The organism is Sphaerisporangium sp. B11E5 (assembly GCF_039871875.1).
GTDB lineage: Bacteria > Actinomycetota > Actinomycetes > Streptosporangiales > Streptosporangiaceae > Sphaerisporangium.
In genome coordinates this window covers 92,467-112,992 of sequence record NZ_JBDPMD010000010.1, presented here as the reverse complement: position 1 = coordinate 112,992, position 20,526 = coordinate 92,467, and the positions used below count along the sequence as shown (strand labels likewise).

Annotated in this window: 23 protein-coding genes; 10 read left to right on the top strand and 13 right to left on the bottom strand. The window is 69.0% G+C overall.

All coding sequences use genetic code 11. The features are described from left to right. Positions 1-59: 59 nt before the first annotated feature. The 6 genes from ABGB17_RS12995 to ABGB17_RS12970 all read left to right on the top strand — a co-directional run bounded on the left by ABGB17_RS12995 (position 60) and on the right by ABGB17_RS12970 (position 3,654). A complete protein-coding gene (locus ABGB17_RS12995; RefSeq protein ID WP_347628899.1) occupies positions 60-521 on the top strand; it encodes a hypothetical protein in 462 nt (153 codons plus the stop codon). An 11-nt stretch (positions 522-532) separates the two neighbouring features. Next, a complete protein-coding gene (locus ABGB17_RS12990) occupies positions 533-817 on the top strand; it encodes a hypothetical protein (RefSeq protein WP_347628897.1) in 285 nt (94 codons plus the stop codon). A 103-nt stretch (positions 818-920) separates the two neighbouring features. Further along, positions 921-1,298, top strand: a complete 378-nt coding sequence (locus tag ABGB17_RS12985) for a VOC family protein (protein WP_347628895.1) — start codon at positions 921-923, stop codon at positions 1,296-1,298. A gap of 160 nt (positions 1,299-1,458) precedes the next feature. Then, positions 1,459-2,280, top strand: a complete 822-nt coding sequence (locus tag ABGB17_RS12980) for a metalloregulator ArsR/SmtB family transcription factor (protein WP_347628894.1) — start codon at positions 1,459-1,461, stop codon at positions 2,278-2,280. A 62-nt stretch (positions 2,281-2,342) separates the two neighbouring features. After that, complete coding sequence (locus ABGB17_RS12975) at positions 2,343-2,792, top strand: VOC family protein (protein ID WP_347628892.1); 450 nt, start codon at positions 2,343-2,345, stop codon at positions 2,790-2,792. A gap of 100 nt (positions 2,793-2,892) precedes the next feature. Then, positions 2,893-3,654, top strand: coding sequence for a GNAT family N-acetyltransferase (locus ABGB17_RS12970; RefSeq protein WP_347628890.1), 762 nt, complete (start codon positions 2,893-2,895; stop codon positions 3,652-3,654). Between the two features lie 81 nt (positions 3,655-3,735). On the opposite strand, the gene ABGB17_RS12965 is transcribed toward ABGB17_RS12970, so the two are convergent. Together ABGB17_RS12965 and ABGB17_RS12960 are read right to left on the bottom strand one after the other, a co-directional pair. Next, on the bottom strand, positions 3,736-3,948 hold the full coding sequence (locus tag ABGB17_RS12965; protein WP_347628888.1) for a DUF397 domain-containing protein: 213 nt from the start codon (positions 3,946-3,948) through the stop codon (positions 3,736-3,738). Then, entirely contained in the window at positions 3,939-4,730 is a 792-nt protein-coding gene (locus ABGB17_RS12960) for a helix-turn-helix transcriptional regulator (RefSeq protein WP_347628886.1), read from the bottom strand. Before ABGB17_RS12960 ends, ABGB17_RS12965 begins: the two co-directional genes overlap by 10 nt. A 773-nt stretch (positions 4,731-5,503) precedes the next feature. On the opposite strand from ABGB17_RS12960, the gene ABGB17_RS12955 reads away from it, so the two are divergent. The 3 genes from ABGB17_RS12955 to ABGB17_RS12945 are packed head-to-tail and all read left to right on the top strand — an operon-like array spanning position 5,504 to position 6,966. Continuing rightward, positions 5,504-5,962, top strand: coding sequence for an ATP-binding protein (locus ABGB17_RS12955; protein ID WP_347629054.1), 459 nt, complete (start codon positions 5,504-5,506; stop codon positions 5,960-5,962). Next, positions 5,907-6,497, top strand: coding sequence for a hypothetical protein (locus ABGB17_RS12950; protein WP_347628884.1), 591 nt, complete (start codon positions 5,907-5,909; stop codon positions 6,495-6,497). The genes ABGB17_RS12955 and ABGB17_RS12950 overlap by 56 nt, the downstream gene beginning before the upstream one ends. A 1-nt stretch (position 6,498) precedes the next feature. Beyond that, positions 6,499-6,966: a hypothetical protein gene (locus ABGB17_RS12945; RefSeq protein ID WP_347628882.1), complete on the top strand. Its 468-nt coding sequence runs from the start codon at positions 6,499-6,501 to the stop codon at positions 6,964-6,966. A gap of 248 nt (positions 6,967-7,214) precedes the next feature. On the opposite strand, the gene ABGB17_RS12940 is transcribed toward ABGB17_RS12945, so the two are convergent. Both ABGB17_RS12940 and ABGB17_RS12935 read right to left on the bottom strand, forming a co-directional pair. Further along, a complete protein-coding gene (locus tag ABGB17_RS12940; RefSeq protein WP_347628880.1) occupies positions 7,215-8,036 on the bottom strand; it encodes a DUF4386 domain-containing protein in 822 nt (273 codons plus the stop codon). Between the two features lie 131 nt (positions 8,037-8,167). Further along, the gene (locus tag ABGB17_RS12935) at positions 8,168-8,542 is read right to left on the bottom strand and encodes a nitroreductase family deazaflavin-dependent oxidoreductase (RefSeq protein WP_347628878.1); all 375 of its coding nucleotides are present in this window, start codon (positions 8,540-8,542) and stop codon (positions 8,168-8,170) included. A gap of 165 nt (positions 8,543-8,707) precedes the next feature. Between ABGB17_RS12935 and ABGB17_RS12930 the strand changes: the two genes are divergently transcribed. Further along, the gene (locus ABGB17_RS12930; RefSeq protein WP_347628876.1) at positions 8,708-9,355 is read left to right on the top strand and encodes a TetR/AcrR family transcriptional regulator; all 648 of its coding nucleotides are present in this window, start codon (positions 8,708-8,710) and stop codon (positions 9,353-9,355) included. Between the two features lie 60 nt (positions 9,356-9,415). Here ABGB17_RS12930 and ABGB17_RS12925 read toward each other — a convergent pair whose 3' ends face one another. The 9 genes from ABGB17_RS12925 to ABGB17_RS12885 all read right to left on the bottom strand — a co-directional run bounded on the left by ABGB17_RS12925 (position 9,416) and on the right by ABGB17_RS12885 (position 20,438). Further along, on the bottom strand, positions 9,416-10,621 hold the full coding sequence (locus ABGB17_RS12925; RefSeq protein ID WP_347628874.1) for an FAD-dependent oxidoreductase: 1,206 nt from the start codon (positions 10,619-10,621) through the stop codon (positions 9,416-9,418). Between the two features lie 39 nt (positions 10,622-10,660). Continuing rightward, the gene (locus ABGB17_RS12920) at positions 10,661-13,009 is read right to left on the bottom strand and encodes an ATP-dependent Clp protease ATP-binding subunit (RefSeq protein WP_347628873.1); all 2,349 of its coding nucleotides are present in this window, start codon (positions 13,007-13,009) and stop codon (positions 10,661-10,663) included. A 22-nt stretch (positions 13,010-13,031) separates the two neighbouring features. Beyond that, positions 13,032-14,090 (bottom strand): SRPBCC domain-containing protein, encoded by a 1,059-nt coding sequence (locus ABGB17_RS12915; protein WP_347628871.1) that lies wholly within the window; start codon positions 14,088-14,090, stop codon positions 13,032-13,034. Positions 14,091-14,374: 284 nt separating this feature from the next. Continuing rightward, positions 14,375-15,019 carry a DUF6073 family protein gene (locus ABGB17_RS12910; protein WP_347628870.1) on the bottom strand — a complete coding sequence of 215 codons (645 nt, stop codon included), beginning with the start codon at positions 15,017-15,019 and terminating at the stop codon, positions 14,375-14,377. A gap of 33 nt (positions 15,020-15,052) precedes the next feature. Continuing rightward, entirely contained in the window at positions 15,053-16,390 is a 1,338-nt protein-coding gene (locus tag ABGB17_RS12905) for a HEAT repeat domain-containing protein (RefSeq protein ID WP_347628868.1), read from the bottom strand. Positions 16,391-16,632: 242 nt separating this feature from the next. Continuing rightward, positions 16,633-17,496 (bottom strand): AraC family transcriptional regulator, encoded by an 864-nt coding sequence (locus tag ABGB17_RS12900; protein ID WP_347628866.1) that lies wholly within the window; start codon positions 17,494-17,496, stop codon positions 16,633-16,635. After that, entirely contained in the window at positions 17,493-18,323 is an 831-nt protein-coding gene (locus ABGB17_RS12895) for an SRPBCC domain-containing protein (protein ID WP_347628864.1), read from the bottom strand. Before ABGB17_RS12895 ends, ABGB17_RS12900 begins: the two co-directional genes overlap by 4 nt. Then, positions 18,310-19,629 (bottom strand): SDR family NAD(P)-dependent oxidoreductase, encoded by a 1,320-nt coding sequence (locus ABGB17_RS12890; protein WP_347628862.1) that lies wholly within the window; start codon positions 19,627-19,629, stop codon positions 18,310-18,312. The genes ABGB17_RS12895 and ABGB17_RS12890 overlap by 14 nt, the downstream gene beginning before the upstream one ends. A 47-nt stretch (positions 19,630-19,676) precedes the next feature. Beyond that, positions 19,677-20,438 (bottom strand): AfsR/SARP family transcriptional regulator, encoded by a 762-nt coding sequence (locus ABGB17_RS12885; RefSeq protein ID WP_347629052.1) that lies wholly within the window; start codon positions 20,436-20,438, stop codon positions 19,677-19,679. Between the last annotated feature and the right edge of the window lie 88 nt (positions 20,439-20,526).

Here is a 20,526-nt window from a genome sequence, read left to right as displayed (position 1 = left end):
TCTATTTCGACACGTCCGATATGTTGGTGCTGGCTTGTGGGGACCACGCGGGGAAAGTCATGGACGACATCGCGGACCGGATGGCGGCGGCGTACTACGACGACTTCGAGTTCCTCTGCCGAGTAATTCCGAAGGGCTGGTACGCCGAGCGGGGCACCGCACGCGCGGCGATGACCGGCGCCCGCTACGCGATACTCAACGCGGTCTACGACAGGGCACAGGAGCCGGATATCGGGTTGCTGGACGAGCTGGCGGGTGAGGCCGGCAGGCAGGGCGTGCCGTGGTCGATCATGGTCCCGGGTGAGGCGAGCGATGAGGTCGGCGATCTTGCGGCCCGGCACGGACTGCTCGAACGCGGCGATCTGCCGTTCCTGGCCTGCGCGGCGGACGACCTCGTGTTCCTGACCGGCGCCCCGCGGCGGAACGCGGTGCGCAAAAGGTCGGCGCCGCTGAGAGCGATCTCTACACCCGGGCTCTCACCGAGGGTTTCGAAGTCGCCGAGGACGTCCTCGACTCGTTGATGGGTGGCGGTGTGCTCGACGCCGGCCTCATCACCGGCTACCTGGCCGAGGAAGCCGGACGGCCCGCCGGCACGGGCCTCGGGATACGGATCTCCGGCGCGGTCGGCGTGTTCAACATCGCCGTCGTCGGGGTCATGCTCGGCGCCCCCGAGGAGCTCATCGACGCCGTCCAGTCGGTCCTCGCCGATACCAGCGGCCGCTGGGCCAAGGTCTACCCGACCGTGGAGGAACTCACCGGCAAGCCGTCCCGCTCCTTCGACGACTGGCTCGCCGACAACCTCCCCGCCTTCCGGTGACGCACGGCGCGCCCGCGTCTAGCGAGATGCGACCCGGGCGCGCCACGCCACTGATAAAACCGCGGTGCACACCGTACGTATCCAGCCACTCACAGGAGTCCCGATGATCACCCATATCGGCACCGTCGACGTCTTCGTCCGCGACCAGGACGCCGCCGTGGAGTTCTACGTCGGCAAACTGGGCTTCGACCTCCGCCGTGACGAGTCGATGGGCCCCATGCGCTGGATCGAGGTGGCACCCCCCGGCGCCCAGACCACCATCGTCATCGCCACCGCCGACTGGCCGGTGGGCAGCGAAGACAAGATCGGCATCTTCACCGACATCCAGCTCATCACCGACGACATCAAGGCCGACTACGACCGCCTGAAGGCCGCCGGCGTGACCTTCACCACCGAACCAGAAGACCAGTCCTGGGCCTGGCACTCCGCCTTCGTCGACCCCGACGGCAACGAGTTCTTCCTCATCCAGCCCAAGAACTGACCTCCTCCATCCCGAAGACGCACCCCCCACCCGGGGTGCGTCTTCGCTGCGTTTCCCCCGACGAGGGGACCATCTTCCGCGTTCGCCCGTCGTGCCGGCGCGCCTTGACATGCAGCCACCCGGCTGCCTAAGTCAAAGGCAGCCGAAAGGCTGCATATCGATGGGTGGCAACCCGGACACGAGGGCGGTCATGGACGAGGTGTTCAAGGCGCTGGCCGATCCGAGCCGGCGCGCGTTGCTCGACTCGCTCAACGCCCGCAACGGGCAGACGCTGCGCGAGCTGTGCGCCGGGCTCGACATGGCCCGGCAGTCCGTCAGCAAGCATCTCGCGGTGCTGGAGGAGGCCGGGCTCGTCGCCACCGTGTGGCGGGGCCGGGAGAAGCTGCACTACCTCAACGCCGCGCCCGTGCACGAGATCGCCCATCGGTGGATCAGCCGCTACGACAGGGCCAGGGTCCAAGCCCTGGCGGACCTGAAACTCGCCTTGGAGGAGCCTCCGATGGACGCGCCGACCTTCGTCTACACCACCTACATCCGCACCACCCCGCAGAAGCTCTGGCAGGCGCTGACCGAGCCCGCCTTCACCCGCCGCTACTGGGCCACGGAGTTCACCACGGACTGGTCCGCCGGCTCGCCGATGACCTGGGACAACCACGGCGTGCTGATCAGCGACCCCGAGCAGGTCGTGCTGGAGGCCGACCCCTACAGCCGGCTCTCCTACACCTGGCACGCCATGACCCCGGAGCTCGCCAAGCGCTTCGACTGGGACGACGAAACGCTCGCCCGGCTGTCCGGCGAGGCCCGCTCGAAGGTCACCTTCACGATCGAGGAGACCGCGCAGGTCGTGAAGCTCACCGTCGTGCACGACGGCTTCGAGCCCGCATCGAGCCTCGCCGAGATGGTCAGCCACGGCTGGCCGAGCGTGCTGTCGAGCCTGAAGTCGCTGCTGGAGACCGGCGAACCTCTGCCCGGCGATGCCTAACTTCCCCGATCGGCCGTGACCCGGGGTCTGTCGGACCTGTCTGGCAGGCTCCTGTCATGGACATGACCCTGCAGCTGACGATCGACTGCGCTGACCCGCGGAGATTGGTGGCGTTCTGGAGCGAGGCCCTGGGGTACGTGCCTGAACCCCCGCCGGGCGGACACGCCACGTGGCGGGATCACTGGGTGGACATGGGGGTGCCCGAAGAGGAGCTGGGGCCCGGTGCCGGTGACACCCCGGAGTCGATCGTCGATCCCACCGGGCGGGGGCCGCGGGTGTGGTTCCAGCAGGTCCCAGAACCCAAGGTCGTCAAGAACCGGGTGCACCTCGATCTGAAGGTGGGTGGCGGGCGCGACGTCCCGCTGGCGGTGCGCACACAGCGGGTCACCACCATGGTGGATCGGCTGACCGAGGCCGGCGCCACCGTGCTGCGGGTCATGGACGAGCCGGGCATGGAGTACTACGCCGTGGTGCTGCACGATCCAGAGGGCAACGAGTTCTGTGTCGTCTAGGACTCGTGGCGGCCCTCCCCGATTAAAGCTGTGTCCCTAAGCCGGGTAAAGACGTGTCCTATAGTGGGTGCCCGGCTGAGGGAGAGCGCGGGGGAGAGCCATGGACACCTTCGCTGACCGCATGGCGGCGGCGTACTACGACGACTTCGAGTTTCTCTGCAAAGTGACACCGAAGGGCTGGTACGCCGAGCAGGGCACCGCGCGGGCGGCGATGACCCACGCCGGCTACGCGATACTCAACGCGGTCTACGACAGGGCGCGGGAACCGGATCTCACGTCACTCGACGTGCTGGCGGCCGAGGCCGCCAGGCAGGCCGTGCCGTGGTCCATCATGGTCCGCGGCGAGGCGAGCGACGCTGTCGCCGATCTCGCGGCCCGGCACGGACTGCTCGAACGCGGCGACCTGCCGTTCCTGGCCTGCACCGCGGACGCCCTCGTGTTCCGCACCGGCACCACACAGCGGAACGCGGTGCGCCGGGTCGGCGCCGCCGAGAGCGATCTCTACACCCAGGCTCTCACCCAGGGCTTCGAAGTCCCCGAGGACGTCCTCGACACGCTGATGGGCGGCGGCGTGCTCGACGCCGACCCCATCACCGGCCACCTGGCCGAGGAAGCCGGACAACCCGCCGGCACCGGCCTAGGGATACGAACCACCGACGCGGTAGGCGTCTTCAACATCGCCGTCATCCCATCCGCCCGCAGCCACGGCCTGGGCCGAGCGATCACCGAGTCCGTACTCCTGGACGCCGTAGCCACCGGAGCGAACGCGGCCTACCTGCACGCCTCCACAATGGGTCGGCCCCTCTACGAGTCGATGGGCTTCCACGTCATGGAAACCTGGACCGTGTTCAGAGCCCAGTGACCGACCTGGTTGAGACCCTGAGGCACCAGCGTCACCTCAGCGTGCCAGTCTTCGCCCGATGCCTCTCCACGGCCAGGACTGTCAGAAGTCGAACTCCCCTTTCTTGGCACCGTCGATGAAGGCGTCCCAGACGCTCGCACTCACCACGAACGGCGCCTTCTCGGGCGCCTCGGTGTCCCGCAGCCCCACGCGCCCCCCGGACAACGGGGCCACCTCAAGACAGTTCCCTTGGTCCGATCCGCTCTTGGCGGCCTTACGCCAGGTGGCCGTCTGTAGTTCGTCGTTCAGATCCACCGCTTATCCGCTTCCCTGATCAAACCAATGGACTCCTGCTGAGGCAGGGCCTCGGCACGCAGTCTGTCGTATCGGCCATGAACAGCTTCGACGTCTTCCGGACGACATGACACATGTCCATTGATAGCGGATTGGATGTATACCGTATCTGGGCTTCCGGGGAGCTGCCCGATCACGAAACCGCCGAGGATCCCCGTGGTCATTCCCGCCGACATGGGGATGATCTGGATTGCGATCCGCGGGGATTCCAGTACCTCCAAGAGACGTGCGAGCTGATGACGCATGGTCTCCTTACTGCCGATCAGACGATACAAGACCCCTTCGTCTAGTACGGCACGAAGCATGGGCGGCGTGGCGCGCCCGAAGATCTCCTGCCTTTCCATGCGTGCGGTGACAGCCTTTTCGACCTGTGCGTCCGTGATGCCAGGTTCTCCGCGAATAACGGCCCGTGCATACTCCTCGGTCTGCAAAAGCCCAGGGATGACGAGTGGTTCCCAAGTGTGGAGTGTGTGGGCTTCTTCCTCGACCTCCAGCCAGCCGCGAAACCACCGAGGACTCGCGTCGCGGGTCAGTTGCGTCCACAGGCGGACCAACTCTCCTCGCGCTCCCAGTGCGTCGTCGCAGCGTTGGGCCAGGTTGCGGCTCGGGGTGCGCTCCCCGCGCTCGATGAAGGCCAGCAGGCTTCTGCTGAATTGAGTCATCTCCGCCAATTGGTGCTGGGTTACTTTGGCCCGCATGCGGCGTTCGCGGAGTTCGTCACCGAAAACGGTGAGTGCCTTCACGGATGGATCGTTGGATCGACGTACGGACATTCCGGCTCCGCCTGGCGAGGGGATGGGTGATGGGCACGGGAATGGCACAGATCAAGCCACTAATGTGTCACGGCAGTGTGCCCGACTTCTTGATGCAGAAGGTAGCCGAACGGCGGCATTCTGTGAAGGCGATTGGGAAACGCGCGGCCGACGCTCCTCTATACACGGTCACGGAGAGAAGGCAGTTCAAAGAATTCACCGGACATGTCCGGATAAAGGGGTGCGAACTGCATGTCGATCAAGGGCGATCGCCTATCTCGGACGAGTATCTGGCCTTCTTGAGAGGCACGACTTTGTTACTCCCAGGTGAGGGACACCGGCGGCGTGTGCGAGTGCCGGCATGAACGGGAGTCCGTTCTGCGAGACACGCCCGCGAGGTCGGCACCGCCCCGGGGTGGCGCCGGCGCGGGCCACTTCCCGTTCCTGGGACGTGGCGCAGAGGGCCGCGGCGCAAGGGCTGAACATGATGGAGCCGGCGTGGGCCGTCTGGTACGGCGTGGGCTCCCGCCGGTTCTACGCCATCGCCACCTGGCTGTCACCCGTGCCCCTACTCCTGCACGCGGGCACCCCGCACGAACTGCGCGACCTGATGCGTGAGGCGGAACCCGCAGCCCTCGACCACCCCGCCGGTGACCGTCCCGGCCCTCACCCTCCCGTTCCGCCGCCGCACGCTCGCCCGAGCTGCGATCCACCCCCTTCCGCCCTCACAAGCCACTCGACGGCTCCTGGAGCACCGATGACCGATACGCGGGACGGCGGTCGTCGTACCCGTCTGCTGGGACCTGTCCGACGACCCGTCGGCAATCGGGAAGACCCGCGCCATGGTGAAGGAAGTCCTCACCGCCTGGTCGCTCCTCACCCTCACCGACGACGTGATCCTCCCCGTAGGAGAACTTCTCGCCAACGCCGTCACCCACGGCCACCCGCCGATCAGCCTGTCCCTGTGGCTCACCCCGAGCGACCTGTACCTCCACGTCACCGACCGCGCCCCCGACCCGCTCCGCCACCTGAACCTCGGCCCAGAAGCCGTCCACGGCCGCGGCCTCACCATCATCTACGAAAGCGTCGGGTCGCCTCGCCGGCGTTCGTCCGCGCGGTCGGGTGCAGAGGTTTCATTCCCATGTTGCGCAAGTTATCGTCAGCAACATGGGAACTACGGCGCCGGACCTGCTGCCCATCTTCCGATCTCGGTTCCAGGCTGACCTGCTGACCCGGATGTATCTCTCCGATCGCGAGTTCTCCATCACCGAGCTGGCCACACTACTCGGCCACCCGGTCAGCACGGCGCAACGTGAGGTGGACCGGCTGGTGGTCGCCGGCCTCGTCCGCGAGCGCCGTGTCGGCCGCACGCGCCTGGTCCGCGCGAACACCGACACGGTCGTCTACCGCCCGCTCGCACAGTTGCTCACCGCGTCCTTCGGTCCCCCCGCGATCATCGCGGAGGAGTTCAAACCGGTGGCGGGGATTCATGAACTCAAGATCTTCGGCTCCTGGGCCGCCCGCTACCACGGGCACCCCGGCCCCCAGCCCGCAGACATCGACCTCTTGGTCATCGGTTCCCCTCAGCGAGGTGACGTCTACGACGCCGCCGAACGCGCCGAGCAGCGCTTGGGACTTTCCGTGAACACCGTGATACGGACGGTGTCCGCATGGCAGTCTTCTGCCGACGGCTTGATTCAGCAGATCAAGGGCTCCCCCGTCCTCGACGTAGCGACTTCCCCTGCCCTGGAGAACTGACGTGCGCTGGACCCTCGGTGAGGACACCATCGAACGGCTTCTCGCTGAACGCGAACTCCAACGCGTCCCGCTGGCTCGCGACATGGCGAAAACCATGCTGGCATCCGCGGAGAGCCACCTGAGCTCCGTGGTGAAGATCAGGGACGATGACCCCGAGGGTGCCTACGCGCTGTGTTACGACGCCGCCAGGAAAGCCTGCGCGGCTCTGCTCCAGGTTCAAGGACTCCGTGCCACCTCGAGCGGAGGTCACGTCGCGCTCAAGGAAGCGGTGGTCGCTCAATTCGCGTCCACTCCCGAAGGGCGTCCACTGCGTCGCCTGGACCAGATGCGCCGGCGAAGGAACGTGGTCGAGTACGGTTCCCAGCCCGGCGAGTCCGTCACCGCCACCGAACTGGACGAGACCATGTCCTGGACTGCGGAGATACTCGAATTCTGCAGTCAGGTGATGGCGCGACTGGACATGTTCTGAGCGTCGCCGCAGCTCTAGGGTCCAGTCATGCCTGATATCGGTTACTTCGAGGCGTGGCGAATGTGGTCGGAGGGCAGGTCGACGCCGGGGCACGATCTGCTGGGGATGCCGATGCTCTGGTGGGGGCGTCTGGGCAAGATCACAGCTTTCGCCAGTGGGGCGACGATCGTGCTTGACATCCTCGGGCCCGGGCGGCTGCGGGCGGCGCAGGTCCAGATAGATCGGCCCACGGAGACGAACCTCATTGTTCACTTCGTCACACTGGTAACCGCGATGATCCTGGGTGCGTCGGCGGCCGTCTTCGTCTCGTTGCGGAACTCGCCGGCTTCCACTTCGATCTGCTCGCCTCCTGAGCGGCCGCCGACACCCTGACGGATGCTGTCCTTCATCCGCAGGTACTCGTCGCTGTTCGTGTCGAAGCCTCTGGTGATCAACCATATGGCGAGGACAAAACTTTGCAGGGCCAGTGGTGCGTTCATGGCCAGGTAGAGCGGCGTGACCACATCGGTCAGGCGGGACAACACCAAGAAGCTCGCCGACACGGCTGATCCGATTCCGATGAATCCCCACGCGGACAACCAGCGGGGGACAAGTCTCGACCGGTACAGAATGCGGAACAACAGGAGATCGCCGAGGCCCAGCGAGATGATCAACGCGACATGATTGACCAGGTCGCGCGCCGTCCGCAGCAACTCGCCCACGGCCGCAAGGTGGGATGCGCCCGGAGCGCCTGCCTGAGCGTACTCGTGGCCCAGCACGAGAAACAACGGCAAGAGAATCACGCCGGTGAGATGGAACGTCGCCGCGATCAGCCTGAATCCGAGGAAACCCAGGCTGAGTGCTTCGTTCTCCTTCCTCAATGTCGGGTACAGGTACAGTGCGAACCCGACATAGGCGGGGATCATGACGACCTGCGAAACCGCGCCGGCGATGACCTGGCTCTCGTGTGCGGGAATGAGATCGAGGTAGCGTGGCTCCTCGAGAACGGGAACGATGCTCAGCGCGCCGGCGATCATGCCCATGATGGCCAGTGCGCCGGCAATCGCGGTTGCTCGCCTGTTCGTATGCATAACGCGTTTCCTGTCCATGTCGGGCCGTTGATCATGTCGATGACGAGCAGCGGCGTCCGCCGGTCAGCAGGACGGCGCCCGAGACGGTTCCTGGACCCGCGGGACGAGGACCGCCGGGGCGATGGACGGGGTCAGCCTGTGACCAGGTCCATGCGGAGGAACTCGGTGATGCGCAGCAGCTTCGGCGGCCGTGCCACCTCATCGGGGAGGGCCTGGAACGCCTCGGCCTCCCCGACGAGGCGTGGGGCCGCGAGTCCCACCTCCCTGCCGTCGGCCCGGAGTCGCGCGCTGCCGGCTGCCAGGACGTTCCGCACCCAGTCCGAGCGTGATCCGTACACCAGAACGAACAGGTAGCCGCCGTCGACAGGATGCGCGTCGAGCGGCGTGTGGTACGTCGCGCCGGTGACGCGGCCGACGTGAATCAGCACCGGCCACTTCCCGCTCGCGATCGCGCGGCGGTTGAACACCCTCTTGTTCACGTGCCCCCACCACGTCGGCATCGGCATCGGGGATCTCCATCTCTCGCCCGGCGGGGCGTGTCGCAGGTCAGAAAGTCGCGTGGCCCTCGGCCGGCTGCCAACCCCCGGGGACTTACACCAGTAAGGTGACTTACGACTGTAAGGTTGGCTTACGCTCGTAAGGCTGTCAACCCGCTCATCCCCGGAGCCGACGTGCCACCACCGCAACCGCTCAGCAGAGGTCTCGTCCTGGAAGCCGCGATCCGGGTCGCGGACCGCGGCGGCGTCGAGGCGATCACGATGCGACGCGTGGCGCAGGAGCTGGGCGTGGAGGCGATGTCGCTGTACCACCATGTACCGAGCAAGGAGGCCATGCTCGACGGCGTGGTGGACATGGTGTTCGCGGCGATCAAGCTACCCGGCGCCGGGGGCGGCGACTGGCGCGACGCGATCCGTGCGCGCGCTTCCTCCGCGCGTGCCGTCCTGTCGCGGCACAGCTGGGCCCTCGGCCTCATGGACTCCCGTCGCGACCCGGGGCCGGCGACGCTACGCCACCACGACGCCGTCCTCGGGGTCCTCCGGGAGGCGGGGTTCACCCTGCCGATGGCCGCGCACGCTGTCTCGCTCATCGACAGCTACGTCGCCGGGTTCGTGCTCCAGGAGGCGAACCTGCCGGTGACGACGCCGGGCGATGTCGAGGAAGTGGCCGGCGGCATCCTCGAACACCTGCCGGCGGACGAGTTGCCGTACCTCACCGAGATGATCGTCGACCACGCCCTGCGGCCGGGCTACGACCACACCAGCGAGTTCGGCTACGGCCTGGACCTGATCCTGGACGCGCTCGAAGCTCGCCGGAGGTAGCGCCCCCGGCACTGTGCTTCCCCCGAAGCGCTCGCCGCGGGACCGGCGCGACCCCGGCCGTCAGGTCTCGTAGCCGTAGAGCCAGGTGTCCGGGCCTTCGCCGCCGTACTTGAAGGCGAGTCTCATCATCGCGTCGCGGACGGCTATGGCGGTGCGGTTCTCCCATTGGCCGGCCATGCCGATGCGGCGGGACATCTTGCTGAGGCGGGTGGTGCGGGGGACTCGGGCGGTTTCGTAGGCGCGCAGGACCTGGGGGGTGGTGGCCACGGCGTTCTGGATGGTGGGGGCGGGGAGGGACCGGGCGGTGACGGCGGGGGAGAGGTCGGGGAGGAGGGCGCAGAAGACGGCGGCGTCTTCTATGGCGGCGTTGGCGCCCTGGCCGAGGAAGGGGGCCATGGGATGGGCGGCGTCGCCCAGTAGCGCTATGCGGGGGGTGGTCCACGTGGGGAGGGTGGTCATGTCGTGGATGTCGGTGACCACCAACTGGTCGGCGGGGGTTTCGGCCACCAGGTCGGGGATGGGGGCGTGCCAGTTCTCCACCATGCGGGACAGGCGTTCGCGGGCGTAGTCGAGGTGGAGCTGGGGCCATTCGTGTTCGGCGGCGTTGAGGGTGGCGGCCCAGTAGAGGTCGCCGTTCCTCAGGGGGTTGGCGAAGATCTGGAGGCCGGGGCCCTGGCTGAAGAAGCCGCCGGGGTAGCTGTGCTCGGGGGCGGGGGTGATGCCGCGGACGGAGCTGATGCCGAGGTAGCGGGGCTTGCGCTTCGTGGTGAGGTGGCGGCGGGCCATGGACCAGACGCCGTCGGCGCCTACCAGGAGGTCGCCTCGGGCGGTGGAGCCGTCGGCGAAGCGGGCCGTCACCTCGTCGCCGGTCTCCTTGGCCTGGACGAAGCGGCTGCCCAGCGTGAGTGCGCCCTCGGGGAGGCAGTCCAACAGGATGCGGTGCAGGAGGCGGCGGCGCATGGCGACCAGGGGGGCCTTCCACTTGGCCACGAGGTCGGTGGGTTCGATGCGGACCTTGACGCGGCCGGTGTGGGAGACGTAGTTGAAGCGGTGCGGGCCGGGGACGGCCTCGGCGCGGACCTTCTGGCCGGCTTCGGGGGAGAGGCGGTCCAGGGCCCTGATGCCGTTGGGCGACAGGACCAGGCCGGAGCCGGCGTGTTCGGCCGGGTCGCTCTGGTCGAACACACGCACGCGGTAGCCTCGGCGCGCCAGGCCGAGCGCGGTGCAGAGGCCGCCGATGCCGCCCCCGATGACGAGCACGTTCATGCGTCAGCTCCGCGTGTCTTGCTTCTCACGGTCACCCATTCATGTCGGCGTCGGTTCGAGCTCGGCGGGGGCCGAAGAGGCCGGGGGCTCGGGGAACAGGGTGCGGTCCACGCCGGCGAACGTGAGGGCGCCGTCCACGACCTCGATCCGGACGGTGTGGCCGGGGCGCAGGTCGCCGTACAGGATCTTCTCCGACAGCGTGTCCTCCAGCTCGCGCTGGATGGTGCGCCGCAGCGGCCGGGCGCCGAGCACCGGGTCGTAGCCGCGTTCGGCGAGCAGGACCTTGGCCTCGGCGGAGACCTCCAGGTCCATGTCGCGGTCGCGCAGGCGCACGGCGAGGCCGGCGAGCATCAGGTCGACGATCTGGATGATCTCGTCCTGGCCGAGCTGGTGGAAGACCACGATGTCGTCGATGCGGTTGAGGAACTCGGGGCGGAAGTGCTTGTTGAGCTCCTCCTGGACCTGCGACTTCATGCGGTTGTGCAGGGATTCGCTGTCGTCCATCGTGGAGAAGCCGAGGCTCACGCTCTTGGAGATGACGCGGCTGCCGAGGTTGGTCGTCATGATGATGACGGTGTTCTTGAAGTCCACCACCCGGCCCTGGGCGTCGGTCAGCCGGCCGTCCTCCAGCACCTGCAGCAGCGAGTTGAAGATGTCGCCGTGCGCCTTCTCGATCTCGTCGAACAGCACGACGGAGAACGGCTTGCGCCGGACCTTCTCGGTGAGCTGGCCGCCCTCCTCGTACCCGACGTAGCCGGGCGGGGAGCCGAACAGCCGCGAGACGGTGTGCTTCTCCATGAACTCGGACATGTCCAGCATGATCAGCGCGTCCTCGTCCCCGAACAGGAACTCGGCCAGCGCTTTGGACAGCTCGGTCTTGCCCACACCGGACGGCCCGGCGAAGATGAACGACCCGCCGGGACGCCGCGGGTCCTTCAGACCCGCCCGGGTCCGCCGTATGGCCCGCGACAGTCCCTTGATCGCGTCGTCCTGCCCGATGATCCGCTTGTGGAGCTCGTCCTCCATGCGGAGCAGCCGCTGGGACTCCTCCTCGGTGAGCTTGAACACCGGGATGCCGGTCGCGGTCGCCAGCACCTCGGCGACGATCTCCTCGGTGACATTGCCCTCGTCCTCACGCGGGTCGCCATCGGTGTACATGCGGCGGATGCGCATCCGCGAGCCGGCCTCGTCGATCAGGTCGATCGCCTTGTCCGGCAGGAACCGGTCGCTGATGTACCGGTCGGCGAGCGTCGCGGCGGCCACGAGCGCCCCGTCGGTGATGGTCACCCGGTGGTGCGCCTCGTACCGTTCCCGCAGCCCCTTGAGGATCTCGATGGTGTGGCTCAGGCTCGGCTCTGCCACCTGGATCGGCTGGAACCGCCGCTCCAGCGCGGCGTCCTTCTCCAGGTGCTTGCGGTACTCGTCGAGCGTGGTCGCGCCGATGGTCTGCAGCTCGCCGCGCGCCAGCATGGGCTTGAGGATGTTCGCCGCGTCGATCGCGCCCTCGGCCGCCCCGGCGCCGACCAGCGTGTGCAGCTCGTCGATGAACAGGATGATGTCGCCCCGGGTGCGGATCTCTTTGAGCACCTTGCGCAGCCGCTCCTCGAAGTCCCCCCGGTACCGCGACCCGGCCACGAGCGCCCCGAGGTCGAGCGTGTACACCTGCTTGTCCCGCAGCGTCTCCGGCACCTCGCCCGCCACGATCTTCTGGGACAGCCCCTCCACCACCGCGGTCTTGCCGACCCCCGGCTCGCCCACCAGCACCGGGTTGTTCTTGGTGCGGCGGGACAGCACCTGCATGACCCGCTCGATCTCCTTGTCCCGCCCGATCACCGGGTCCAGCTTGCCGTCCCGCGCCGCCTGGGTGAGGTTGCGGCCGAACTGGTCGAGCACCAGCGAGCCGGCCGGCACGGTCTCGGGCGACCCGCCCGCGGTGGCCGGTTCCTTGCCCTGGTAGCCGTGCAGCAACTGGATCACCTGCTGGCGCACCCGGTTGAGGTCGGCGCCGAGCTTCACCAGCACCTGAGCCGCCACGCCCTCGCCCTCCCGGATCAGCCCCAGGAGGATGTGCTCGGTGCCGATGTAGTTGTGGCCGAGTTGCAAAGCCTCGCGAAGCGACAGTTCGAGCACCTTCTTGGCCCGCGGCGTGAACGGGATGTGCCCCGACGGCGCCGACTGCCCGTGCCCGATGATCTCCTGGACCTGCTGTCGCACACCCTCAAGACTGATCCCGAGGCTCAGCATGGCCTTGGCGGCCACACCCTCCCCCTCGTGGATCAACCCGAGAAGGATGTGCTCGGTCCCGATGTAGTTGTGGTTGAGCATCCTGGCCTCCTCCTGGGCCAGGACGACGACCCGCCGCGCACGGTCGGTGAACCTCTCGAACATGTCGTCGCTCCGCCGCGTGCCCTCAGGTGGACCAGCCGTGCGGCCCCATGGGGGCGCCGGCCGGGGGACCGAACATCGACTGGGCCCGGCGGAACGCCAGCACCCAGAAGTTGGTGAGCAGCCGCCGTTCCGGCAGCGGCTCGGTGATGCGCAGGCCCTCCCAGGAGTGGTGGAACACCTGCAGCAGGCTGCGTCCGAGCCCCGCAGGCTCCACCCACAGCCGCCCGCCGAGCTCCTGTTCCCAGGACGGCCGGGCCAGGGTGAACTCGACGTACGGCAGGTAGGACGGGAACTCCTGCGCGGCCTCCACCGACTTGGTGACGGTGATGCGCACCGTGCCGCTGGCGTCGCCCATGACCACCGTCATGGGGTCGCCGACGGCGAGCGAGCCGGACGAGCGCTGCAGCCAGTGCTTGATCGCCCCGGCGCCGGTGAGCGCCTCCCACGCCTCGAACGCGGGCAGCGGCAGCTCCACCTGGAGGTAGGGCCCCATGCGCCGCCACGTCCACCGGTTGTCGGTGCCGCTGCGCAGGTACGCCGCGAGCTGCTCCAGGATGCCGGGCCACCCCATGCCGTTCCAGGAGCGCCAGTCGGACGGCGGGTTGACCGCCTCCTCGGTCACCATCACCGTGGTGGCGCCGGGGCCGCGGTCGCGCACCTCCCAGGTGACCGACGTCGCGGGCCCGACGCCGACCCAGCGCCACAGGTACCGCAGGGTGCCGGCGCGGCCGCCGGACGGCGAGGTGACCGTCTCGGTGCCGCACAGGAAGAACTCGCCGTCCTCGAAGTCGAGGATCGACTCCTTGCCCGCCTTGGCCCACTTCCCGTTGGGCTTGGCCAGCCACTTGCCGACGGCCTTGGGGTCGGTGAGGGCGGTCCACACGTCGTCCACCGGGTACGGCACCGTCACCTCGCTGACCAGTCGCTCCCAGCGGTCCTGGGCGACCGGCCTGGCCACCACGCTGTGCAGCGGCGGCAGGGCGGCCCCGCTGATGTCGGGCATGGCGAACCACACGGCTTGGGGTGGGGCGGCGGGCGCGTGTCCGTTCGGACCGTGCTGCGTGGCGGGTGGGGCGGGCATCGCATCGTCCAATCGTCAGGGCGCGGCGGCGCGCCGGGGGCGGCGGGCGGTTGAGGTGGCGGTCGGCGGGCGCGTGAACCTCGGTGGCCGGCCCCGGCACGTGCCGGTTTCCGGTACGGCTCCCGGTCACGGTCGCGGCGGTGCGCCGGTCGCGTTTCCGGTACGGGTGCGGCTCGGGGTGACGGTCATGGACACCGGCCCCGGTGGGGGCCGGCGCGCGGTCGTGCTCCGCGGGCGGGCCGGGCGTACGCTGGCGTCGCCCGGCCCTCCTGCGATGGCGGGTGTTACATGTTCTCCTTGTCCAGGTATCCGCCCATGTTGAAGCGGAGACTGGTCAAGTACGCCACCGGCTCCCGCTCGGGGTGCGCCATGTCGGACAGCGGCAGCATCCGGTAGATCTGCCCCTTGCCGGGGGCGCCCGCCGGCGGGATGGACCGCACGTCGTCGATGGTCAGGATGATCGGCTCCTTGTTGAACAGCTTCATCCCGAGCTTCGGCACGTCGAAGATGCATCCCACCGCCATACGGCACGCCTTGGCCGAAGGCCCCTCACCCGCGTAGGGGTCGAACGGCGTCCGGATCTGCCCGGCCGACAAGCAGGTCGGGTTGAGGGTCACGGTGATGGTGCCGAGCTCCTCGGAGTGGCCCACCATCTTCATCTCGATCAGGTTGGTGTAGACCTCGGCGCCCGCCCACTCGGAGTCGGTCGGCTCGGACCGCACGACGCGGACCCAGCCGTCGAAGGCGACGGTGAACTCACCCACACCCGGCACCGCGAAGGTGTCGATGGAGTTGATGCCGAGGTTGTCGATGCCGGGCTCCGGGGGCGTCCAGGGGACGACCGGCGTGCCGGCGTACTTGTTGGGGACGCCGTCCAGGTTGACCTTCGGGCCGTAGACGATCGTGGGTTCGCTGGTCGCGGAAGACATGGTGATTCCTTCGCTGTCAGAGCTCTGGGTGACTCACGGAAGCTGGTGCTGGGTGTGGTCGCAGCAGGTGAGCCCTGCGACGTCCGGCACGCCGTCCATGTCGGTGTCGATCTCGCCCTCGGTGGTCGAGAAGACGTTACGGGAGTTCATGTCGATCTTGCCGTCGCCGTCCCAGTCGTTCAGCTTGCCCTTGAAGGTGCCGAGGATGAACGCGTTCGTCATCGGCCCGACCTCGGGGTCGTGCAGGGTCGACAGGACGCCGTTGCCGGGGAGCAGGATCTCCTCCAGCGACTTGCCGGCCACGCGGGCGAGGTTGACGTAACCCCAGCCCTGGAACCGGCCGCGCACGTAGCGGATCGCCGGCGAGTCCCGGATCTGGAAGGTCGGCTCCAGGTACCACGTGCCGTGGCGGGCGAAGCCGATGTTCGCCTGGCGGGTGCCCTGCGAGGGGTCGTCCGCGTGACCGGACTTGAAGAACGTCCGGGGCACCAGCGACTCGAAGAAGAAGTTGCCGCGGTCGCGGCGGGTGCGGTCGGTGAAGCCGCGGAACAGGTAGTTGTCCACGTGCGGCGAGCCGTCGGCGTGCAGGCCCTCGATCGTCTTGGCGATGACGAGCTTGCGCTCGCGGGTCTCGACGTTCGGGCAGGCGTGCGCCTGGCCGTAGATCCGCGCCAGGCCCTGGGGGGCGAGGGAGATCTTGCCCCAGTGCTGGTTGGAGTCGTCCAGCCGGACGTACAGGTCGCAGTGGATCAGCAGGAAGATGGTCTCGTCGAACGTGCGGCCCGGGGTGAACACGGCCGAGCGGCCGTCGAACGCCGGGTCGCCGGTCTGCAGCTCGCTGATGAACAGCTTGGACCACTCGGCGATCTCGGGGTCGCTGTCCTTCAGGAAGCCGGCCAGAGCCGACACGGCCTGCGGGCCGCCGAGCTTCTCGATCGCCCACAGCGCGTCCCAGCGCACCTGGCGGTCGGTGTCGTTCTTCACGGCCTCGACGAGCAGCTCGATCGCGTCCGGGTGGTCGCGGTCGGCGTACTCGAACAGGGCCTGCTCGCGCAGCGCGGGGTCGGGGTGCTTCAGTGCCTGCTCGCGCAGCACCGCGTTGGTGCGGTTGTCCAGGCGTACGGCGACGCGGTCGAGCGCGTACCCGAAGTCGCTGGACCACGCCGCCGGGTCGCCGGCCACGAACCGCGGGTCGACGTTGCTCAGCGTCGCGCGGTAGGCGAAGTTGAGCGCCTTGCTCTGCTCGCTCTCGAGGTCGTCGAGCAGGATCGGCGGGGTGTTGGTGCTGGACGACGTGAGGGCATCACTCCACGTTCCCGGCGCATTCTCCGCCAGCGTGGCAGGCGATTTGTTGCACAGGTCGATCGCCATCGCACGTCCTTCCCTTCTAATTGCTGACCATGTGCCCTTCACACTAAAAGTCGGGGGCCCACACGACTTCTCACGATTTGCGGCTTATCCGGACCGTGATCAGCAATCTGGAAGAAGAACCGCCAGAACCCTATTGCTAGAAGTGGTAATCGGTGGAGTACGCTGCCGTGAATTCCGCCCGGAAATGGCGTGCGTGAATACAGGTTCGCGCGCATTCCCGGGCGGCCGGCGTTTCCGGGAAATCAGGAGATACGTCGCTGCGACGACCGCGGCGCCCCGCCGGCCCCGGCGAGCAACGGGAAGGCGGTGAGCACCGACGGGTCGGTGATGCGTTTCTCGCGCAGCGCGATGAAGAACTCGTCGGGCGGCGGCACCGGCCCGCGGATCTGGATCGGCTCGGGGGCGGCCCCCACGTAGAGCCCGGCCGACGGGGCCTCGGTGAGCACCTCGAACACGGTGGCCTCGGCCTCCACGCTCACCGCGAGCGCCACGTAGGACCCCCTGCGGGTCACCGGCGGCAGCACGATGCGCCCCGGCGGCGCGATGACCGCGCACGACTTCGGTATCTCCTGGGCGATGGCCGAGGTGAACAGCCCGACCACGGCGATGCCCGCGGAGTGGTCGGGGCGGCTGCTCAGCCACCCGCACACCCCCCGGCCGTCCTGCTCGGGCCGTGGGAGCTGGTCGAGCAGGACCCGCACCGGCACGTCCGCCAGCGGCGCCGCGCACGTGCGGAACCGGCCGGGGGGCATGCCGACGAGCCGGTTGAACTGGCTGGTGAACGTGCCGAAGCTGGAGTACCCGACGGTGATGCTGATCTCTGTGGCGCTGAGGTCCGTCTCCAGGAGCAGCCGTTTGGCCTCGGACATGCGCATGGCGGTGAGGAAACGCCCCGGCGTGGCTGCGGTCATCATTCGGAACACCCGGTGGAAGTGGAACGGACTCATGAGCGCGGCGCGGGCGGCGTCGTGCAGCTCCTGCGGCTCGCCGAGATGTTCGCGCATGGCGACGATGGCCGAGTTGATGGACTTGGCCCTGATCTGCGCCGTCGTCTCCGGCGGCGCTGCTGCGGCAGCGGTGGTGGACGTCACCTGCGACTGGGTCATCGGGCCCTTTCCGACTCCTTGAGGTTGCCCATGGTGGCGGCCCAGGTCGCGGCGAACCGGGCGCGCAGGCCGCGGGCCCGCTCGTCCGGCAGGCCGAGCCCGCGCCAGCCGGTGTGGCTGAAGCCGAGACGTTGCACGTCACCGGCCCGGCGCACCCGTACCGCGCAGTCGGTGCGGCCGGCGGTGCCGGGGACCATGATCTGGAAGGTCAGTTCCTCCCGCTCGTCGTTGTGCCAGTCGGCGATCTCGAACCGCCGCGGGCCCTCGTCGTCCACGATGAAGAACCACCGCGGGCCGAAGCCGTCGGTGGCGATCGGCAGCCATCGCTGCACGGCGCGCGGGGCGAGCAGCTCACGCCCGAGCGGCACGTCCACCGATCCGTCGATGTCGCTGCGCCAGTCGTACCGGCTCTCCGCCCCGGTGGTGAGGTGGACGCGCAGCCGGCTGAGGAAGTCGCACCAGCCCTCCACCAGCTCGCGGACGCCCTCGTCGTCACGCCGCGGCTCGTGGTCGGTCACGGTGACCTCGCACCCGGCGCCGGTGCCGCGCACCTCCCACCGCACCAGGCTCTCCGGCCCGGTGCCGAGGAAGCGCCACCGGAACTCCACCAGGCAGTTCGGCACCACGCGGTCGGTGCGAATGACGAAGTAGTCGCCGTCCCCGAACTCCACCCGGGTCACCTCGCCCGCCCGCAGCGGGCCGTCGGCGGCGCCGAACCATTTGCCGAGGCCCGACGGCTCGGTGAGCGCGGCCCACGCCGCCTCCACCGGGCGGTCCACCCGGACGCTGACCACCGCCGTCCCGCGGCCCTGCTCATGCTCGCCCATGACGGCTCTCCTTCTTCGAGTTGATGGCGTCCGGAGACTCCTCGCTGATCAGTACGGTGGTGCCGGGGCCACGCCAGGCCAGCAGGCGCTCGACCGCGGCGAGGCCCTCGCCGAGGCGGATCGGCGTGTACCCCGTCTGCCGCGCGACGGCGACCGCGCCGCTCTCGGCGGCCACGCCCGCGCCGTCCCAGATCGACCACTCCGCGGTGAGGTACCGCGGGCCCGGCATGGTGGACGCCAGGCGGTCGACCTCGCGGCGCAGCAGCTCGTTGGCCAGGGCGTACGCCCCGGCGTTGCCGTGCGGCACGCGGGCCAGGATCGACCCGAAGGCCAGCACGACCTTCAGCCGCCGCGGGTCGGCGGCGGCCAGCACGGCGCGCAGGCCGTCCACCTTGGGGGCCGCGACGCGCAGCAGGTCGGGAAGCTCGATGCCGCGCACCTGGCCGCCCTCGATGGTGCCGGCGCAGTGCACGATCGCGGAGATCGGCTTGCTGCGGGTCACGCCGCGCAGCACCGCGCGCACGGCCTCGGGGTCGGTCACGTCCACCGGCAGGTGCACGAACGGCAGGCCGCTGGTGCGCAGGTCCGCGAGCTGCCCCTGGGCCCGCGGCGTCGTGGGGTCCACGTGGTCCAGCAGCACGGGCTGCACGCCGAGCCGTTCGGCGAGGTGCCGCGCGACGGTGCGGCCGAGCCCGCCGAGACCCCCGGTGACCACCACCAGGTCGCCCTCGGCGAGCGGCGGTTTCTCCTTGGGGAACGGCTTCTCGTGCCACGAGGTGCTCCAGGCCAGGCCGTCGGCGTCGACGCGGACCTCGTGGACGCCGGCCCGCACGGCCGCGCCGGCGGCCATGGCCAGGTCACGGGCGGCCGCGGCGGCGGCGCCCGGCGCACCGGGCGGCATCTCGACGCTGAGCAGGTCCAGGCCCCGCGACTCGCGGCGCAGCGTGCGCAGCAGGCTGTCGCCGCCCGCGCCGCGGTGCAGCAGCACCAGCGGGCCGCCACCGGGGAAGACCTGCCGGGTGGCGGCGAGCAGCACGGCCGCGCCGTGCCTGGTGAGCGTGTGGGGCAGCACCACGGCGGTGCCGCCGGCGGGGGACCCCCAGCCGTTCAGCGCCGCCGCGAGCGGGTCGTCCAGGGGCAGGTCGCCCGGCACGAGGCGGGTCCACGGCCGCCACCGGCCGAGGACCGGCACGTGGGCGGGCAGGTGGACGGGAACCGGAGCGGGCGCCCACATGCGGAGCCTGCGTACCCCGTTCCGGTCACCGGCCGCCCCCGGCGGGCGGAGTGGCGAGGCGAGCAGCCGCATCGCGCCTCCAGCGTCGACCTTGTCTTGTCAGAGGATGACCTACACGCTTAGCGGATACTTAGCGGCAGGTCGGCACGGTCGCCGTGGCCGTTCGCGCTGAGCACCTCGGCTTGCAGCCGCTCTGCCTCCGCGGAAGGTTCCAGGCCGAGCTCGCGTTTCAGGATCGCCCGCAGGTTCTGGTACGCCTGCAGCGCCTCGCTGCGCCGCCCGGCCCGGCCGAGCGCGGTGATCAGTTGGTTGTGCAGCCATTCGTTGAGGGGGTGCGCGGCCACCAGGGACCGCAGCTCGCCGATCATCTCCCGGTGCAGCCCGAGGGAGAGGTCGGCGGAGATGCGCAGCTCAAGGGCCCGAAGGCGGTCCTCTTCGAGCAGCGCGACGTGGGCCTGCAGCATGGAGCCGTGCCGCACGTTGGCGAGCGGCGGACCGGTCCACAACTCCAGGCCGCAGCGCAGCAGCCGCGCGGCCTCGGCGAACCGGCCGTGCTCCAGGTGGGCCCGGCCCTGCATGACCAGCCGCTGGAACACGTCGGCGTCCAGCGCGCCCGGCTCGACCCGCAGGACGTAGCCGTGCGCCACGGTGGGCAGCGTGGCCTGGCCTGAGGCGCCGAGGGACTTCTGCAGGACGTTCGTGCGCAGCCGGTATATGTAGGTCTGGACGGTGGTGACCGCGGTTTTCGGCGGGGCGTCGTTCCACAGCTCTTCGAGGAGCAGATCGAGAGGCACCACTTGGTTGGCCCGCATGAGAAGGAGAGCGAGAATTTGCCGCACCCGTGGCGCCGTAGGAGTGCAGACTCGATTACCGGTCTTCATCTCCAAGGCCCCGAGCGCCCTGAATTCGATCATTTTGATTCTCCGTTGAAGGCGAATCTCAAGGGGCGTTTGCTCCATCGGGCTCGCA

Bases quoted from the DNA above. Each gene is read 5' to 3' on its own strand.
- ABGB17_RS12995 (WP_347628899.1), top strand. From the start codon at position 60: ATGGACGACATCGCGGACCGGATGGCGGCGGCGTACTACGACGACTTC.
- ABGB17_RS12985 (WP_347628895.1), top strand. From the start codon at position 921: ATGATCACCCATATCGGCACCGTCGACGTCTTCGTCCGCGACCAGGAC.
- ABGB17_RS12980 (WP_347628894.1), top strand. From the start codon at position 1,459: ATGGGTGGCAACCCGGACACGAGGGCGGTCATGGACGAGGTGTTCAAG.
- ABGB17_RS12975 (WP_347628892.1), top strand. From the start codon at position 2,343: ATGACCCTGCAGCTGACGATCGACTGCGCTGACCCGCGGAGATTGGTG.
- ABGB17_RS12970 (WP_347628890.1), top strand. From the start codon at position 2,893: ATGGACACCTTCGCTGACCGCATGGCGGCGGCGTACTACGACGACTTC.
- ABGB17_RS12950 (WP_347628884.1), top strand. From the start codon at position 5,907: ATGGGAACTACGGCGCCGGACCTGCTGCCCATCTTCCGATCTCGGTTC.
- ABGB17_RS12940 (WP_347628880.1), bottom strand. From the start codon at position 8,036: ATGCATACGAACAGGCGAGCAACCGCGATTGCCGGCGCACTGGCCATC.
- ABGB17_RS12935 (WP_347628878.1), bottom strand. From the start codon at position 8,542: ATGCCGATGCCGACGTGGTGGGGGCACGTGAACAAGAGGGTGTTCAAC.
- ABGB17_RS12925 (WP_347628874.1), bottom strand. From the start codon at position 10,621: ATGAACGTGCTCGTCATCGGGGGCGGCATCGGCGGCCTCTGCACCGCG.
- ABGB17_RS12920 (WP_347628873.1), bottom strand. From the start codon at position 13,009: ATGTTCGAGAGGTTCACCGACCGTGCGCGGCGGGTCGTCGTCCTGGCC.
- ABGB17_RS12915 (WP_347628871.1), bottom strand. From the start codon at position 14,090: ATGCCCGCCCCACCCGCCACGCAGCACGGTCCGAACGGACACGCGCCC.
- ABGB17_RS12910 (WP_347628870.1), bottom strand. From the start codon at position 15,019: ATGTCTTCCGCGACCAGCGAACCCACGATCGTCTACGGCCCGAAGGTC.
- ABGB17_RS12905 (WP_347628868.1), bottom strand. From the start codon at position 16,390: ATGGCGATCGACCTGTGCAACAAATCGCCTGCCACGCTGGCGGAGAAT.
- ABGB17_RS12900 (WP_347628866.1), bottom strand. From the start codon at position 17,496: ATGACCCAGTCGCAGGTGACGTCCACCACCGCTGCCGCAGCAGCGCCG.
- ABGB17_RS12895 (WP_347628864.1), bottom strand. From the start codon at position 18,323: ATGGGCGAGCATGAGCAGGGCCGCGGGACGGCGGTGGTCAGCGTCCGG.
- ABGB17_RS12890 (WP_347628862.1), bottom strand. From the start codon at position 19,629: ATGCGGCTGCTCGCCTCGCCACTCCGCCCGCCGGGGGCGGCCGGTGAC.
- ABGB17_RS12885 (WP_347629052.1), bottom strand. From the start codon at position 20,438: ATGAAGACCGGTAATCGAGTCTGCACTCCTACGGCGCCACGGGTGCGG.